The 15,795-nt window shown below is 37.0% G+C and carries 16 protein-coding genes; 13 read left to right on the top strand and 3 right to left on the bottom strand.

The window, feature by feature from the left end:
• Positions 1 to 164: 164 nt before the first annotated feature.
• The 5 genes from CIK00_RS00590 to CIK00_RS00570 all read left to right on the top strand — a co-directional run bounded on the left by CIK00_RS00590 (position 165) and on the right by CIK00_RS00570 (position 5,548).
• Positions 165 to 335, top strand: coding sequence for a periplasmic nitrate reductase, NapE protein (locus CIK00_RS00590; protein ID WP_045035557.1), 171 nt, complete (start codon positions 165 to 167; stop codon positions 333 to 335).
• Between the two features lie 40 nt (positions 336 to 375).
• Positions 376 to 1,560: a pentaheme c-type cytochrome TorC gene (gene torC / locus CIK00_RS00585; RefSeq protein ID WP_101766990.1), complete on the top strand. Its 1,185-nt coding sequence runs from the start codon at positions 376 to 378 to the stop codon at positions 1,558 to 1,560.
• Positions 1,561 to 1,592: 32 nt separating this feature from the next.
• Positions 1,593 to 4,073 (top strand): trimethylamine-N-oxide reductase TorA, encoded by a 2,481-nt coding sequence (gene torA / locus CIK00_RS00580; protein WP_101766989.1) that lies wholly within the window; start codon positions 1,593 to 1,595, stop codon positions 4,071 to 4,073.
• Positions 4,074 to 4,173: 100 nt separating this feature from the next.
• The gene (locus tag CIK00_RS00575; protein ID WP_101766988.1) at positions 4,174 to 4,629 is read left to right on the top strand and encodes a group II truncated hemoglobin; all 456 of its coding nucleotides are present in this window, start codon (positions 4,174 to 4,176) and stop codon (positions 4,627 to 4,629) included.
• Between the two features lie 139 nt (positions 4,630 to 4,768).
• Positions 4,769 to 5,548 (top strand): TSUP family transporter, encoded by a 780-nt coding sequence (locus tag CIK00_RS00570; protein WP_101766987.1) that lies wholly within the window; start codon positions 4,769 to 4,771, stop codon positions 5,546 to 5,548.
• On the opposite strand, the gene CIK00_RS00565 is transcribed toward CIK00_RS00570, so the two are convergent.
• The gene (locus tag CIK00_RS00565; RefSeq protein ID WP_101766986.1) at positions 5,499 to 6,344 is read right to left on the bottom strand and encodes a LysR family transcriptional regulator; all 846 of its coding nucleotides are present in this window, start codon (positions 6,342 to 6,344) and stop codon (positions 5,499 to 5,501) included. The two genes, CIK00_RS00570 and CIK00_RS00565, sit on opposite strands and share 50 nt — an antisense overlap.
• Before the next feature lie 97 nt (positions 6,345 to 6,441).
• Between CIK00_RS00565 and CIK00_RS00560 the strand changes: the two genes are divergently transcribed.
• A complete protein-coding gene (locus tag CIK00_RS00560) occupies positions 6,442 to 6,771 on the top strand; it encodes a hypothetical protein (protein ID WP_101766985.1) in 330 nt (109 codons plus the stop codon).
• Between the two features lie 57 nt (positions 6,772 to 6,828).
• Here the strand turns inward: CIK00_RS00560 and CIK00_RS00555 are convergent, their stop codons facing one another.
• Positions 6,829 to 7,335 carry a MarR family winged helix-turn-helix transcriptional regulator gene (locus CIK00_RS00555; RefSeq protein WP_101766984.1) on the bottom strand — a complete coding sequence of 169 codons (507 nt, stop codon included), beginning with the start codon at positions 7,333 to 7,335 and terminating at the stop codon, positions 6,829 to 6,831.
• 477 nt (positions 7,336 to 7,812) lie between these two features.
• On the opposite strand from CIK00_RS00555, the gene CIK00_RS00550 reads away from it, so the two are divergent.
• The 6 genes from CIK00_RS00550 (at position 7,813) to uhpC (ending at position 14,578) form a co-directional block, all read left to right on the top strand.
• Complete coding sequence (locus tag CIK00_RS00550; RefSeq protein ID WP_101766983.1) at positions 7,813 to 9,471, top strand: L,D-transpeptidase family protein; 1,659 nt, start codon at positions 7,813 to 7,815, stop codon at positions 9,469 to 9,471.
• A gap of 200 nt (positions 9,472 to 9,671) precedes the next feature.
• On the top strand, positions 9,672 to 10,226 hold the full coding sequence (locus CIK00_RS00545; RefSeq protein ID WP_101766982.1) for a YcbK family protein: 555 nt from the start codon (positions 9,672 to 9,674) through the stop codon (positions 10,224 to 10,226).
• An 80-nt stretch (positions 10,227 to 10,306) separates the two neighbouring features.
• On the top strand, positions 10,307 to 10,960 hold the full coding sequence (locus tag CIK00_RS00540; RefSeq protein WP_101766981.1) for an MBL fold metallo-hydrolase: 654 nt from the start codon (positions 10,307 to 10,309) through the stop codon (positions 10,958 to 10,960).
• A gap of 120 nt (positions 10,961 to 11,080) precedes the next feature.
• Positions 11,081 to 11,689 (top strand): transcriptional regulator UhpA, encoded by a 609-nt coding sequence (gene uhpA, locus CIK00_RS00535; RefSeq protein WP_101766980.1) that lies wholly within the window; start codon positions 11,081 to 11,083, stop codon positions 11,687 to 11,689.
• Complete coding sequence (uhpB, locus tag CIK00_RS00530; RefSeq protein ID WP_101766979.1) at positions 11,689 to 13,245, top strand: signal transduction histidine-protein kinase/phosphatase UhpB; 1,557 nt, start codon at positions 11,689 to 11,691, stop codon at positions 13,243 to 13,245. The genes uhpA and uhpB overlap by 1 nt, the downstream gene beginning before the upstream one ends.
• 37 nt (positions 13,246 to 13,282) lie before the next feature.
• Entirely contained in the window at positions 13,283 to 14,578 is a 1,296-nt protein-coding gene (uhpC, locus tag CIK00_RS00525) for an MFS transporter family glucose-6-phosphate receptor UhpC (protein ID WP_101766978.1), read from the top strand.
• 2 nt (positions 14,579 to 14,580) lie between these two features.
• Here uhpC and CIK00_RS00520 read toward each other — a convergent pair whose 3' ends face one another.
• The gene (locus tag CIK00_RS00520) at positions 14,581 to 15,243 is read right to left on the bottom strand and encodes a DUF2982 domain-containing protein (RefSeq protein ID WP_233426519.1); all 663 of its coding nucleotides are present in this window, start codon (positions 15,241 to 15,243) and stop codon (positions 14,581 to 14,583) included.
• A gap of 194 nt (positions 15,244 to 15,437) precedes the next feature.
• On the opposite strand from CIK00_RS00520, the gene CIK00_RS00515 reads away from it, so the two are divergent.
• Entirely contained in the window at positions 15,438 to 15,743 is a 306-nt protein-coding gene (locus CIK00_RS00515; RefSeq protein WP_101766977.1) for a hypothetical protein, read from the top strand.
• The last annotated feature ends 52 nt before the right edge of the window (positions 15,744 to 15,795 follow it).

The raw sequence follows: 15,795 nt of genomic DNA, 5'->3' as shown, positions 1-15,795 counted from the left end.
GATGCTGGCTTTTTTTATGGCTGTAATTTGTCTCAAAGGCTGTTATTGATAGAACTAATTGAGCGTTAAACGTGAATGTTATTCATCATTGACTATAATTTCATCAATCCATTGTTATTCGTGAATGGTATATCGCTGTTGTAATGATTATCTAGAGGTCAATTATGGCTAGTACTGAAATTACTGAACAAGAACGTGGTCGCTATGAATGGTGGGCCTTTTTATTCATTATTATTCTATTATTTCCATTGTTATCCATGGCGTTAGTGAGTGGTTATGGTTTTACGATATGGGCGTTACAAGTGTTTGTTTTTGGTCCTCCTGGGCATGGTTAGGTTGTAATGTTTCGATGAACTAAGCAACGGAGGGAGAACAATGGTGACGTTCATAAAAAAATTATGGTTAACCTTTTGGCGTCCAGCAACAAAGATAAGCCTTGGTGTACTGACCCTTGGTGGGTTTGTTGCTGGTGTTGTCTTTTGGGGTGGGTTTAATACTGCGTTAGAAGTGACTAATACTGAAAAATTTTGTATCAGTTGTCATTCAATGCGCGATACCGTTTATCCAGAATTACAAGGTACCATTCACTGGGAGAATAATGCAGGAGTGAGGGCAACGTGTCCTGATTGTCATGTTCCCCATAATTGGACCGATAAAATCGCCCGTAAAATGCAGGCCAGTAAAGAAGTGTTTGGTGCGATTGTCGGCACCATTGATACCCCTGAAAAATTTGAAGCGAAGCGGTTGGAATTGGCTCAGCATGAGTGGAAGCGGTTTGCAGCTAATAAATCTTTAGAATGTAAAAGCTGCCACAGTTACGACAGTATGAAATGGGATGAAATGTCGCCACGGGCACAAGTACAAATGAAGCAAGCGGCTGCAAAAGATCAAAGCTGTATTGATTGTCATAAAGGGATTGCCCACCATTTACCGTCAAATATGGATTCATCAGGCGGCATGATTTCTGAATTAGCGGCTGTGGCACAAAATACAGATTATGAGAACGGTAATACTTACTACAGTATGCAGTTTATCCCTATGTTTGAAGATGAGGCAAAAACCCAAGATGGTGGATCATTAGAGCCAGCATCGGGTGTGAAAGTTGTCGCTGTTAAAGATGACATGTTACAAATTGAGATCAGTGGTTGGCGTAAGGAAAAAGGGTTTGGTCGCGTTATTAATCAAGATTTTGGTATGAATATACCAACCGCAGCATTAAGCAAAAAAGCGGCTCAAAACAAGAATATTGTTAAAGGGACGACCGAAAAAGAAGATGATATAACAGGGCTTAAATGGCAACAAGTCACAGCGACTCTGTGGGTAGAAAAAGCGAAGTTTGTGAGTAATGTTAATGATATTTGGTCAGTTGCACAATCAGCTTATAAAACCAATTGTAGTGTCTGCCATACTCAACCTGCCGAAAATCATTTTGATGCCAATACGTGGCCGGGAATGTTTAATGGCATGTTAGCGTTTGTGAATTTTGATACCGACAGTGAAGCCATTGTTTTGAAATATTTACAAAATCATTCATCAGATTTTGCAAAAGACAAACATTGATAGCGTATCCCGTTTAAAAAGAGGAAAGATCTATGTCTTTGAGTCGGCGTAAATTTTTACAAGGGTTAGCGACAACCAGTGCTGCTTCTGTGATTGGCCCAGGGTTATTATTACAAGTTGCACACGCGAGTGATACTAATACGCCCGCCGCCGATGCGCCGGGCATTTGGAAGGTATCGGGTTCTCATTGGGGGGCATTTCGAGCTCGAATATATAATGGCCAAGTCGCTGAAATAAAACCGTTAGAATTTGATAAAAATCCTACCGATATGTTAAACGGGATCAAAGGCTTAATTTATAGTCCTTCACGAGTGCGCTATCCGATGGTGCGCTTAGATTGGCTCAAGAAAAATAAATATAGTGGTGAAACTCGCGGTAATAATCGCTTTGTACGGGTGACATGGGATGAAGCATTAGATTTATTTTATCAAGAGTTACAACGGGTGCAGAAAGATTACGGTCCGTGGGCATTGCATGCTGGTCAAACAGGATGGCGAGAAACAGGACAGTTCCAAAGTTGTACGTCGCACATGCAACGTGCTGTGGGCATGCATGGTAACTTTATTAAGAAAGTTGGTGATTATTCTACTGGCGCAGGGCAAACTATTTTACCTTACGTATTAGGCTCAACAGAGGTTTATGCTCAAGCAACCACATGGTCAACCATACTCAAAGATTGTAAGACATTGATATGGTGGTCAAACGATCCGATTAAAAATAGTCAGGTAGGGTGGCAATGTGAAACCCACGGTTCTTATGCTTACTATGAGCAATTAAAACAGAAAGTGGCTGATGGCAAGATCCGCATGATCTCGGTCGATCCTGTGGTATCAAAATCGCAACAATATTTTAATTGTGAACATCAATACGTCAACCCTCAAACTGATGTGCCTTTCATGCTTGCCATTGCGCACACATTGTATAAAGAAGATTTGTACGATAAACAATTTTTAGAAATGTATACACTCGGCTTTAATGAGTTCTTACCTTATTTATTAGGCACAGGTAAAGACAAAATAGCTAAAACGCCAGAGTGGGCTGAGCCTATTTGTGGTGTAAAAGCAGATGCTATTCGAGAATTTGCACGTAATTTAGTGAAAGATCGCACCATGTTGATGTTTGGTTGGGCGGTGCAGCGTCAACAGCATGGTGAACAACCGTATTGGATGGGGGCGGTTTTAGCATCCATGTTAGGTCAAATCGGTTTGCCCGGTGGTGGGGTGTCTTATTCGCATTTTTATAGTGGGGTTGGATTACCTTTTAGCACTGCTGCTGGTCCCGGTGGTTTTCCGCGTAATGTTGATGAAGGTCAGCAACCTATTTGGAATAATACTGATTTTAAAGGTTATAGCTCAACGATTCCGGTTGCTCGATGGATTGATGCCATTATAGAACCGGGTAAAAAAATTCAATATAACGGCGCTAATGTGGTCTTGCCGGATATTAAAATGATGGTGTTTAGTGGTTGTAATCCATGGAATCACCATCAGCAGCGTAACCGTATGAAAGAGGCATTTAGAAAGCTGCAAACGGTGGTTAATATTGATTATACATGGACACCAACGTGCCGTTTTTCTGATATTGTTTTACCTGCTTGTACACAATTTGAACGTAGTGATCTCGACCAATATGGTACTTACTCAACCAGTGGTATTCTAGCGATGCACAAATTGGTTGATCCATTATATCAATCAAAAACCGACTTTCAGATATTCACTGAATTAACAGAACGATTTGGAAAAAGTAAACAATATACCCGTGGTATGACAGAAATGCAGTGGATTGAACAACTGTATAATGATTGTCGAAAAGCTAATGACGGTAAGCATGAAATGCCAGAATTTAAACAATTTTGGCAACAAGGATTGGTCGAATTTACCACAGACCAGACCTATGTCAGTCATGCTGCTTTTAGAGAAGATCCTGAAATTAATAGCTTAGGTACACCTTCTGGATTTATTGAAATTTATAGCCGTAAAATTGCGCGTTATAACTATGAGCATTGCCAAGGCCACCCCATGTGGTTTGAAAAAGAAGAGCGTTCACATGGCGGACCTAAATCTGATAAATTCCCATTTTGGCTCCAATCATGCCATCCTAATAAACGTTTACATTCACAAATGTGTGATTCTGAAGACTTCCGTAATACCTATGCCGTAAAAGGGCATGAACCCGTTTATATCAACCCTGACGATGCGAATAAAAAAGGCATTAAAGAGGGTGATATTGTAAGAGTGTTTAATGATCGTGGGCAATTGTTAGCCGGCGCTGTGCTTTCAAGTCATTATCCAACTGGAGTGATTCGAATTGAAGAAGGGGCGTGGTTTGGGCCATTGAATAATGATATTGGCGCTATAGATACTTATGGCGATCCTAATACATTAACCATTGATATTCCAACCTCAGAGCTTGCTCAAGCAACCAGTGCGAATACCGTAGTGGTCGATTTTGAAAAATTCACGGGTAAAGTTCCACCAGTGACATCGTTCAGTGGACCACTTTATGTGAGTTAATTAAAAATGTGATCAACAATAAATAATAAAGAGTGGTTATGGCTGCTCTTTATTCATTTCTTATAGTATGAAGAAAGGATTTCTATAAAGTGATAATGAAATGGTTGATAAAGTCGAGTTCCCTGAAGGTGATGATTTTTCAGGTGTAAAAAAGCGTAATGTTCCCAAGTTTGAACAAGGAGAAAGCATTTTACAGGCGGCGGGTGGTGAGATTGGCGTACAACAGTTGGTTGCTGATTTTTATTATTACATCGATAGCTTACCTGAAGCGGTAACGATACGTGCCATGTACAGTCATGATTTAACTGAAGCTCAGCAAAAATTGACGACATTTTTAATTGGTTGGTTGGGCGGAAAAGATAATTATAGTGAACGCTATGGACGCATGAACCTTGCTAGTGCTCATCACCATCATCATATTGGTTTAGCTGAAAAACAGGCATGGCTCATGTGCATGCAAAAAGCCGTTGATGATCAACCTTATGATGAGTTACTAAAACGCTTTATTATGGTGCAATTGTCTTTTCCTGCTGAGATCTGCCGTAATCGTCATTAGCTAAAAGGCAGTTATGGATGTATTACGATTTAATCAATTCCAAACTGGAATGGATTGCTATCCAAGCTTTCACTGTTCGATATACTCAATCACCGTTATTATTCTGCTATTAGTATGTTGATTAATAAAGTGATCGTAAATGGAATTAGGTATAGATGTATTAGTGATTTTATTTTTTGTGGCACTTGCCGCAGGGTTTATTGATGCGATTGCTGGTGGCGGAGGAATGCTTACTGTGCCTGCGCTTTTATCTGTCGGGATCCCACCGGCTCAAGCATTGGCAACCAATAAATTGCAAAGCTCATTTGGTAGTTTTTCTGCATCTTGGTATTTTGTCCGTAATGGATTAGTTAATCTAAAACAAATGCGATTGGCTATAGGTTGCACATTTGCAGGTTCGGCAATTGGGGCTGTATTAGTACAATATATTGATGCTAGCGTATTAACGAGCCTTATTCCTATATTGCTGGTCTGTATTTCACTGTATTTCTTATTATCCCCCAATATTGGCACAGGGGGAGGCACGCCTAAATTATCAGAAGCCGCTTTTGCATTTTCGGTTGGTACAAGTATTGGTTTTTATGATGGTTTTTTTGGTCCGGGAACAGGATCATTTTTTACCATCTGCTTTGTTGTTCTTGCTCAATTAGGGCTAGTAGAAGCTACCGCCCGCACTAAAGTTCTAAATTTCACCTCTAATATTGCCGCGTTAATCTTGTTTATTTTGGCTGGATTACCTGTTTGGAAGGTAGGGTTAATAATGGCCGTTGGTGGTTTTATGGGCGCACGATTAGGCGCACACGTTGTTATTAGTAAAGGTCAGCGCTTTATTCGACCAATGGTAGTAATAATGTCGATGGGAATGGCGATTAAATTGCTGTGGCAACAGCATCCGCAATGGTTTCAATTATGGTTTTAACTCGTGGTGATTTATAACTATTTTGACGGTAAATTAGATAAATAGGACGAGTGAGTTCAGCGAGTTCTTCAAATTCAAAACAGAAGCGCTCGTTGATTCCTAATGTTTTTACAATTGAGTTTGGTACAAGGGCAGGTATCATGCCTGCTAGTGCTAATTGTGCCGATGCAGTGTAAGAATCCATTTCCATTAAAGGCGTGATCCCTTGCTTTTGTAGTACCGCTGCTTGTGAAATATTTGATGGATTTTTTAAATCATTAGCGATAATAGCTTTAGGTAGCGCAGAGAGAGGCTGCTTAAAGACCACTTTAAATGGTTCATCCACTAAATGTTGAGCGATAAAGCGGTATTGAGTAGGTAAATGTCCGGCACAAAAACCAATGGTAGCCTTACCTGATTGGACGTTTTCGACAATCACTGGCGTGTGATGAGTAGTGATAGAAATATACTTATCGTGCTGAAAATACTGTCCCAAAGCATCAGATAAATACCCTGCAACTAAGGTTTCAGAACAATCAATCGTAATAATTGTTTGATCGTCTAAATTCTGATGCTCAAAAATCAACCCTCGAATTTCATTAAAACTTGGGCCTACATTTTTGATTAGAGCATGTGCATCTGGGGTGAGTTTAATTAATCGGCCAGATGGAATAATCAGCTTGGTTCCTAATGTTGCTTCTAATTTTGCGATCCGTTTGCTCACTGCCGATTGGCTGATATATAAACGACTTCCTGCGCGACTCATAGTGCCTTCTTGAGCTAACACTAATAATGTTTCAATGCCTTCCAATAGCATGTTATATCTCTTCTTGGATCGTGTTAACAAATTAATTATTAAATATGTATTATTATAAATAAATGTCTATTTTTCATTGATAAATAAGGATATTACAATGACACAATCATCACAATCGTTACTTAATACGATTTATACCTTAGATATGTTAATCCAACAGTTAAGCGTTTTGAGTCATGCTCAGAATACTGATTTAAATGCACAAGTTATTACTCAATTGGCCTTATCTGAACAAGAACAGATAATATTAATACAGGTAAAAGTTGAGGCGATCAAGCGGGCTCTAAATTGTGCTTTATCCGCGGTTGAGTTACATGATGAGGCGGCAACGCAACAAGCATTATTCTTAGCAATGTACGAGTTAACGCAACAACAGATACCATCAACGTTGATAAAGTATCAGGTTGATCCTGTATTAGCGGGTTAACCTAACCCTAATTAAGCAAAAAGAAAACCGACGAATAATGTCGGTTTTCTATCGATATTATTCGTTGTCAGGATTATCTTGATTTGGTTTTTCTGGTTTTGTAATGCTACCAACTTCAAGTAATGGCGCTGCATCTAGATGTTCGGCGTTCATCATGGTTGAAATACGTTGTACAGAAGAAAGCAGTAGTGATTGTTCCCAATCTTCTAAATCTTGATATTGAGAGATAAAGCTGTCTTGTAGTGGCATTGGAGCTTTATTAAGTAAGATAAGTCCAGCTTCTGTAAGGTGAGCATGTACCTTGCGCTTATCAAGTACACTACGTTTACGTACCACTAAATTGCGTTTTTCTAAACGGTCAAGAATTGTTGTTGCGGTTGCTTGGCTCATATTGGTGTTATTAGATAGTTGGCGAATAGTAATTTCGCCCGATCCACGAATTGCACGCATTAATACTAATTGTGGACCTGTTAGTCCAGCACTCTTATTTAGTTTTCTAGAATGTAGATCAATTGCTCGAATAATTTGTCTCAGAGCAACAAGTACTTCTTCGTGCCTATCCATCTAACTCTCCCAATAAAATTTGTATGCAATAACTCTATAAATTTATTATAATATATAGGATCTTTTTATGGTGAGAGTATACAAGAATTATAATGTTTTCATCGGTATTTATCGGTATCTAATTAATTTATTTATAGATAAATGTAATTATATGAATGTAAATCCGCTCGAAATCTCAAGGTAATGATATTAATTATTATTTTCATGTAAGATCTATACGTTTGGGAAATTTTTGGGCTGTTGTATTGTTATTTGAGATGTTGGCATCAGTAACAACCTAGATTTAACCATCATCTGAGATTTGTCTGTTTTTTATTACTGCTGGTTTTTTAGATATTTATATCTAATTTAAAGATATTATTATCCTAAATTTGAATGATAATTGTACTTCTAAGATTTGAGAATATTTTCCCCATCTATATTTAATTATTAAATAGAGTTCTATTTTCATACTTAAAGTATGGACAGGGGTAACTAATGACATTAGTTAAGCATGTTTTTTTTATTGCCATAATATTATTTGTTAGTTTTTATTTGCAAGCATTATCTGCATATGCACAATCGCTTGGAGATAAAAATGAACACGTATTATTAAATAAGACTCAACCTTTATTTTTGTCGATGGATAAATCAGGGAATATGCTCAATAGCACAAGGCAATGGATTGAGGATGCTAATGCCAAGAGGGTTAATCTGAAATACTCATCAATATTAGTTGAATTATATGTGTCGACAGGATTTAGTCAATTTTGGAAAGATCAACGTGCAATTAATGATTTTATGGATCAGCTTCGTATAGTTAGTTTATCTAAAACAAATAAAGAACTTACCGCTAGGTACCATTTACTTATTCAATTACAACCGCTAAAAAATTGGCAGCAATATGATGTTATCGCGACAGATACGTTATTAATATATATTAGCTTTATTGAACAGTTGCATGGTAAAGGAAAGTTATGGCTATTTGGTGAAACGACACCATTAAAATTACCGCAACCTAGTCAAATTATTATTAACGATATGTTGAAAAATTATGAAAATCACCGATTTAATCAATTTATTCTTCGTTTAAAACCTCAAACTTCAGAATATAATCAATTAGTCACAACAATTAATAAATTAGATTCACAACAGACGTTACGTTGGCCTGTATTAGTATTTAATGGCAAAGTTAATCCGGAACAAACAATTAAAAATATTTCAAATTTGCTTATAGTACTTGAGCGTTTAGGTGATATTTCAGGTCAAGACGCCAAGCGTTATCAATCACAACATAAATCGTTATATACCGGTCGTCTTGTGTTGGCAATAAAACATTTCCAATCGCGACATGGCTTAATGCCTGATGGAATTATTGGACCGAAAACACAGCAATGGTTAGCATTAAATCCAACGCAGCGAGTGCGATTATTAGCGTTAAATGCTCAACGATTACGGCTTTGGTCTACAAGTCTTTATACTGGTATCGTGGTAAATGTCCCAAGTTACTACATGAAGTTATGGTTAGATGGACGCTGGATAATGACAAGTAAGGTGATTGTTGGTAAACCTTCACGTCAAACGCCAATTTTCAATTCGATGGTAAATTCAGTAGTCTTTAATCCATATTGGAATGTTCCTAATTCAATTATGAAAAAAGATATTTTACCAAAGGTAAAGCGTAGTCGAAGTTATTTAAAGCGTCATAATTATGAAGTTATTCGTAGTTGGAGCAGTACTGAAAAGATAAATATAAATTCAATTCCATATCGCTTATTAACACCCAATAAATTTCCTTATCGTTTACGCCAAAAGCCAGGTAAAAAAAATGCACTAGGCTTGTATAAATTTAATATTCCTAATAATCAAGCTATTTACCTTCATGATACTTCATACCCAGTATTATTTAATAAGTATGAGCGCGCATTGAGTTCAGGTTGCGTGCGTGTGCTTGAGTCAAAATCACTTGCGTTAGCATTATTGCAATATTCAGGGAAAAATGAATCGCAATTTAATGCATATTCTAATAGTAAAAAAACACGCACAATTAGGTTAAATAAAGGTAAAAAAGTGCCAGTGGAAATTATTTATCAAACGGCATGGGTGAATGATGACGGTGCGGTTAATTATCGTTTTGATATTTACGAATATGACTAATGACAACAAATAATGCGGTATTAATTTCTTCTTACAATAATAATTTAGTGTAAGTTAATGATATTTAAAAATAGATTTATCAATTTGATATTATGTGACTTGTGTATTTGACTGCTTAATTAACTAAAGATAATGTTCTGCAACATTGGTATATGAATTGCTTTGGCAATAAAGAACATTTTTATTTGGTTGTGTAAATTATGTCAAATTTAGATATTAGTCGCCGTAAGTTTTTAACATTAAGTGGATTAGCTGTTGGAGCATGTATGCTCCCGAATATTGTTCAAGCGAGTTCTTTTCAAGCAACAACACCTCGAACGATGCTATTACGCAATTTGCATACAGGTGAAGAGTTAGAAACGAAATATTTCAATGGTAAAAGCTATGTGGGTAAAGAAGTTCGACGTTTAGATCATCTTTGTCGTGATTTTCGTCAAAATGAAATCGCGCGTATAGATCGACGTTTGTATGATGCGATTGCGCAAATCCAATCTTATCTTGGACATGAAGGTTATGCGCAGTTATTTTCAGGTTATCGATCATCTAAAACCAATAAGATGTTAGCTAAACGTGGTGGAGTTGCAAAGAAAAGCTATCATATGAAAGCTCAGGCTATCGATTTTAATCTTGAAGGAGTTCCATTAGCTAAAATACGTAAGGCCGCATTAGATTTAAATATTGGTGGGGTTGGTTATTATCCAAATAGTCAATTTGTTCATATTGATACTGGCCCTGTACGTACTTGGAGAGGGTAGTTTATTCCTGTCATAATCTGTATTTTTAAGGGTATTCGTGGCATGCTTCGTTAAATAATGTCTTCGTTTAGGAAGTATGAATGAGTCTTCAATATAAAATTGTGCCAGTAACTCCGTTTCAGCAAAATTGCTCTATTATATGGTGTGATGAAACCCATCAAGCTGCGATTATTGATCCTGGTGGTGATATTCAACAACTTCAGAAAGAAGTGGCGGCGCTTGGCGTTAACGTTACTCAATTATTACTTACCCATGGACATTTAGATCATGTGGGTGGGGCTGAACCTCTGTCTCAGATTTTTAAGGTACCTATGATTGGTCCACAAAAAGATGATGAATTTTGGTTACAAGGCTTACCTCGTCAAAGTGAAATGTTTGGCCTTCCAATGACAGAAGCATTTACGCCGACGCAATGGCTTAATGATGGTGATGTAGTAACTGTTGGTAATCAAACCTTACAAGTGTCCCATACACCAGGTCATACGCCTGGACATGTGATTTTCTATAATGCAGATGCTAAAGTCGCATTTGTAGGGGATGTATTATTTAACGGTGGTATTGGTCGTACTGATTTTCCACAAGGCGATCATCCAACATTAATTAATTCGATTAAGACTAAATTGTGGCCTCTAGGCAATGAAGTAACATTTGTACCAGGACATGGCCCATTGTCTACCATTGGTCATGAGCGAGCGACCAATCCATTTGTTGCTGACGAAATGCCATTATATTAATGCATCACTGTGTTAGTTTACGGTAATATAGCGCTATAGAAATAGATTAAATGAAGAACCACTGTTAATTTTATTAGCAGTGGTTTTTGTTGTTTTTTTAATGCTTATGGGTGTTCCGTTATGATTACAGTTGCTTTAGTTGATGATCATGTCATTGTTCGTTCTGGTTTTGCTCAATTATTATCGTTAGAGTCTGATATGAAAGTAGCAGGCCAATATAGTTCAGCACAAGAAGCACGTAGTGGATTAGCTAAGCAAGCCGTTGATGTATGTATCATTGATATTTCAATGCCTAATGAAAATGGCTTAGTTCTACTTGAAGATTTAGCAGACAATGTCAGTTGTATTATGCTGAGTGTGCATGATTCAGCAACTGTAGTAAATAAAGCATTGGCTACTGGAGCAAAAGGCTATTTAAGTAAGCGTTGTAGCCCTGATGAACTTATTCAAGCTGTACGGAAAGTTGCAAAAGGCGAATGTTATTTAGCATCTGATATCGAAATGCAATTAGAGACAACCGATCCTTACCAACAATCTGTTGCATGTTTAACAAAACGTGAACGTCAAATTAGTGAAATGCTTGCTGCTGGCCTAGATGTTAAAGCGGTTGCGGTTGAATTAGGTTTGAGTCATAAAACGGTTCATGTACATCGTGCTAATGCAATGGATAAACTCAATGTTAGCAACAATGTTGAGTTAGTTAAGTATTTTCCATTAGAAATATTGTAATGCGCCATTATGTACTTACGTCATTAGGCGGATGTTTATTTTTTATTTGTAGTTGGTTTTGTTTATGGGTTATTGCTTTTTATTTTCTGGGTGATCCTGCATTAGCTATTTTATTTTTTCCGTTTGCGTTGCGATTAGGAATAACATTACATACAGCAAGTCGTTATTGGATTGCTATTTATAGTGCTGAGTGGGGCTTAATATTATTACTTGCGAAAGCGCTTAACGATCTACCTTGGTGGCCCATCTTAGTTGCGAGTGGCTTGTCTTGGCCAATATTATGGTTTTCTCGACGTTATTATTATGGCGATCAATGGCGACAGTTATTCGTTATGGCCGCTGTTATTATATCGACTGCAATTATTAATGTTGTTATGGTCATAGGGTTTGGTTCTCTTGTTAAAATACCATTATCACCAATAGGGATGATTTTCCTCATTAGTATTACTGGTGGGTTAATGTTAGTACCAACCTGTTATTTATTATGGAGTTTTTTATTCAACCGATCATGGATCCCATTAACGGTTGCACTCATTTCTCGACCATTAGAATTACGACATCGTGATTTATGTCTATACGCATTACTTTTTATTACTAATATATTATTACAAGTAAATTTGCCTGATGAGTTAAGTCGTTTTGCACCATTTTGTTTAGCAATACCTATTATTGTTTTTGCCTTTCGACATGGATGGCAAGGTGCATTACTCGGAACATTATTAAATAGTATTGCATTAATAGCGGCACGAAGTGATGTCAATAACATGGAAATTACGGACTTATTATTATCACTCTCGGCGCAAAGTTTAACGGGAATTTTGTTAGGTCTTGGTATTCAGCGCCAACGGGATCTTAATACTAAATTATCCTCTGAATTAGGTCGTAATCAGGTTCTATCTCGTCAATTAATTAAGACAGAAGAATCGGTTAGACGGGATGTTGCTAGAGAATTACATGATGAGATAGGCCAAAATATTACCGCAATTAGAATGCAAGCCAGTATTTTAAAACGGATTGAGATAGCACCGGTAACCCAGCAATGCGCGTCTACTATTGAGCAATTATCTCTTAATATTTATGATACAACCAAAGGTCTATTATCACGACTACGTCCAAAAACATTAGATGATCTTGGTTTAGCTAAAGCCGTAGAGCAAGTTGTCTGTGATTTGAAGTTAGAAGCTAAGGGTATTGATGTTGCAATGGCATGGGGACGTCATCAACAATTGTTGTGTGATACGACAAGTGTGACTCTATACCGTATTTGTCAAGAAGCATTGAATAATATTGCTAAGTATTCATATGCGACAGAAGTGATTATTGAATTGCATATTGATCAACAAATCAGATTACAAATTGAAGATAATGGTATCGGTTTTAAAGTAGAAGATACCTTTAAAGGTTTTGGTCTTCGAGGTATTCGTGAGCGGGTAGAAATATTGGGCGGACAATGTTCGATTATAAGTCATTATCGTGATGATTCTCAAAAAAATATCTTACAAAAACAAGTTATAAATACGGGCACAACCTTGGTAATTTTATTACCATTAATATAATTACAATCTTTAATTTATTTATATAATCAGGTATAGCATGGCAATAATATTAACCCCAACTGTTGATCAACGCTATAAATATTGGCGTTTTCATATCATGGTGAGTATGTATATTGGCTATGCGGGATTTTATTTAACCCGTAAAAATTTCACGTATGCAATGCCCGCTATGATTGCTGATTTAGGTTGGGATAAAGCAGATATCGGTATGATGGGCACACTCTTTTATCTTACATATGGGTGTTCAAAATTCATTTCAGGGATGATATCTGATCGCTCTAATCCGCGTTATTTTATGGGAATAGGATTAATCGCTACGGGTATTATTAATATCTGTTTTGGATTTTCTAGTTCGATAACAGCATTTACGTTGTTATGGATAGCGAATGCATGGTTTCAAGGATGGGGATGGCCTGCTTGTTCTAAATTACTGACAACTTGGTATTCACGCTCTGAACGAGGGTTATGGTGGTCATGTTGGAATACTGCACATAATGTTGGTGGGGCATTTATTCCATTGCTGGTGGGTTTTTTGACTGTGCATTATGGCTGGCGTTACGGTTTCTTTATTCCTGGTATTATTGCCATTGTGATTGGTATTGGTCTCTGTTGGCGGTTGCGAAATAAACCGACAGCGATGGGATTACCCAGTGTCGGTTTATGGCGTAATGATTATTTAGAAGTTGCACAAGAAAACGAAGGTATTGGCCTTACACAGCGACAAGTATTATTTAAATATGTATTAACCAATAAATATTTATGGTTACTTGCTATGAGTTATGTGCTGGTTTATATCGTTCGTACCGCAATTAATGATTGGGGAAATATTTATTTAACGGAACAACACCATTATAGTTTGCTATCTGCTAATGGCGCTTTGTCATTATTTGAAATTGGTGGTTTTTTAGGGTCATTAGTTGGCGGTTGGGGTTCTGATAAAGTATTTGGCGGTAATCGTGGGCCAATGATTTTATTATTTTCAATGGGTATCTTTTTAGCTGTTGCTGCACTGTGGCTAATGCCTGTCACTAGTTATATTTTGCAGGCTGGGTGTTTTTTTGCGATAGGTTTTTTTGTTTTTGGTCCGCAAATGTTAATTGGTATGGCTGCCGCAGAGTGTTCTCATAAAGATTCAGTTGGTGCTGCTACAGGTTTTGTTGGTTTATTTGCCTATATGGGGGCTGCTTTGGCTGGATATCCATTAGCGATTATTATGAAGTATTACCATTGGACTGGTTTTTTTGTTGTAATTTCAGTGGCTGCAGCGTTAATTGGGCTATTGTTATTGCCTTTTCTTAAAGCTCAAAAGGTTTCTGCTGCTGTTTCGTCATGAAATTAAGCGGCAGCTTTATAGCGACGTAATAGGCCAATAAAATCGTTTACAGGGCGATCAAGCACATCATCGGCAATGAAAAAATCAAAGCCAAGCAATTCTCGATTATATCGCATTCGATTAGCGATCATTGCTTGAAGTCCATGAAATTGTTCACCGTTACTCGTTATAAACGGATCATCATCAAATAATATATCTTCAAGTTGATGATTAGGGTGAACACTGTGTTTAAGTACCATGACGAATAAAACACGTTGCTCTAGTAATAACCTAGATGCAACGCGTGGGCAGATAGTACGAATAAAATTATCATAATTTTTTAGGCGAATACCAATCCAAGGCAGGGGATGATGCCATTCACCTGATGCTAGTGTTACATTCCCTATATGTTGAATATTGTGCCATGTTGTTGACCAACCCCCATAGTGACTATGAAATTGACAATGCATAAAGGTCAAGGTAAAACTCATGGAGGATGGATTGAAGAAAGTGGTGGTTAATAGCAAGATACATCCTAATGACATGGTTACCATTAGGATACGTATTGTTGATAATTGCGTATTAAAATAGCTTAATAAAGTAAAGGTGAGGGTAGTGAATATTATCGCTGTCCAGATATAATGTTTTGTGGTTAGTTTTTCCGTATGAATATGAAGCGTTTCCATTACGGCCTCCTAAAACATTATTTCTATTCTTATTAACGTTAATCTTAGTACTAAATATATATCATACCCTTGTTATTATTTGTCCTATTCTTATATTTAAGACGTAAAATCGACGACTTTTTTTTACTCTGCTATAACTATTAACATGGAGAGTAATTCTCAGGGAGTACAAAGCATTCGGAGAAATTGATCTTATGACGATGATAAGTGCAAAGGAATTTTCTGGTTGGTTACTTGAACGATTTGCAGATGAAACACAGGGAGTATCCCTTAGCCGTGAAGATATTAATACGTTAACAGGGAGGCGAAATTTTTCTCTTGGTTATATTCACGATATACATTATGAAGTTATGCGGCATGGAATGGCATTTGTAACAGATACAACAAGAGAAATGTTTTATCTTATACCTATATCAGAGCGGCCTTGGCGTAAGCAATTAGAGAAGCATTATGAATATGATCTTTATTGTAATGTATTACCATTAAATAAATCAGGTTAATACTATTTGTATTATAACCGTCAAAAAAAGAGGATGATTATCCTCTTTTTTA

Source organism: Photobacterium carnosum (genome assembly GCF_002849605.1).
Taxonomy (GTDB): domain Bacteria; phylum Pseudomonadota; class Gammaproteobacteria; order Enterobacterales; family Vibrionaceae; genus Photobacterium; species Photobacterium carnosum.
This window is presented reverse-complemented; position numbering and strand designations above follow the sequence as displayed.

Coding starts and splice junctions, on each gene's coding strand:
- CIK00_RS00590 (WP_045035557.1), top strand. CDS start 165: ATGGCTAGTACTGAAATTACTGAACAAGAACGTGGTCGCTATGAATGG.
- torC (WP_101766990.1), top strand. CDS start 376: ATGGTGACGTTCATAAAAAAATTATGGTTAACCTTTTGGCGTCCAGCA.
- torA (WP_101766989.1), top strand. CDS start 1,593: ATGTCTTTGAGTCGGCGTAAATTTTTACAAGGGTTAGCGACAACCAGT.
- CIK00_RS00575 (WP_101766988.1), top strand. CDS start 4,174: ATGGTTGATAAAGTCGAGTTCCCTGAAGGTGATGATTTTTCAGGTGTA.
- CIK00_RS00570 (WP_101766987.1), top strand. CDS start 4,769: ATGGAATTAGGTATAGATGTATTAGTGATTTTATTTTTTGTGGCACTT.
- CIK00_RS00565 (WP_101766986.1), bottom strand. CDS start 6,344: ATGCTATTGGAAGGCATTGAAACATTATTAGTGTTAGCTCAAGAAGGC.
- CIK00_RS00560 (WP_101766985.1), top strand. CDS start 6,442: ATGACACAATCATCACAATCGTTACTTAATACGATTTATACCTTAGAT.
- CIK00_RS00555 (WP_101766984.1), bottom strand. CDS start 7,335: ATGGATAGGCACGAAGAAGTACTTGTTGCTCTGAGACAAATTATTCGA.
- CIK00_RS00550 (WP_101766983.1), top strand. CDS start 7,813: ATGACATTAGTTAAGCATGTTTTTTTTATTGCCATAATATTATTTGTT.
- CIK00_RS00545 (WP_101766982.1), top strand. CDS start 9,672: ATGTCAAATTTAGATATTAGTCGCCGTAAGTTTTTAACATTAAGTGGA.
- CIK00_RS00540 (WP_101766981.1), top strand. CDS start 10,307: ATGAGTCTTCAATATAAAATTGTGCCAGTAACTCCGTTTCAGCAAAAT.
- uhpA (WP_101766980.1), top strand. CDS start 11,081: ATGATTACAGTTGCTTTAGTTGATGATCATGTCATTGTTCGTTCTGGT.
- uhpB (WP_101766979.1), top strand. CDS start 11,689: ATGCGCCATTATGTACTTACGTCATTAGGCGGATGTTTATTTTTTATT.
- uhpC (WP_101766978.1), top strand. CDS start 13,283: ATGGCAATAATATTAACCCCAACTGTTGATCAACGCTATAAATATTGG.
- CIK00_RS00520 (WP_233426519.1), bottom strand. CDS start 15,243: ATGGAAACGCTTCATATTCATACGGAAAAACTAACCACAAAACATTAT.
- CIK00_RS00515 (WP_101766977.1), top strand. CDS start 15,438: ATGACGATGATAAGTGCAAAGGAATTTTCTGGTTGGTTACTTGAACGA.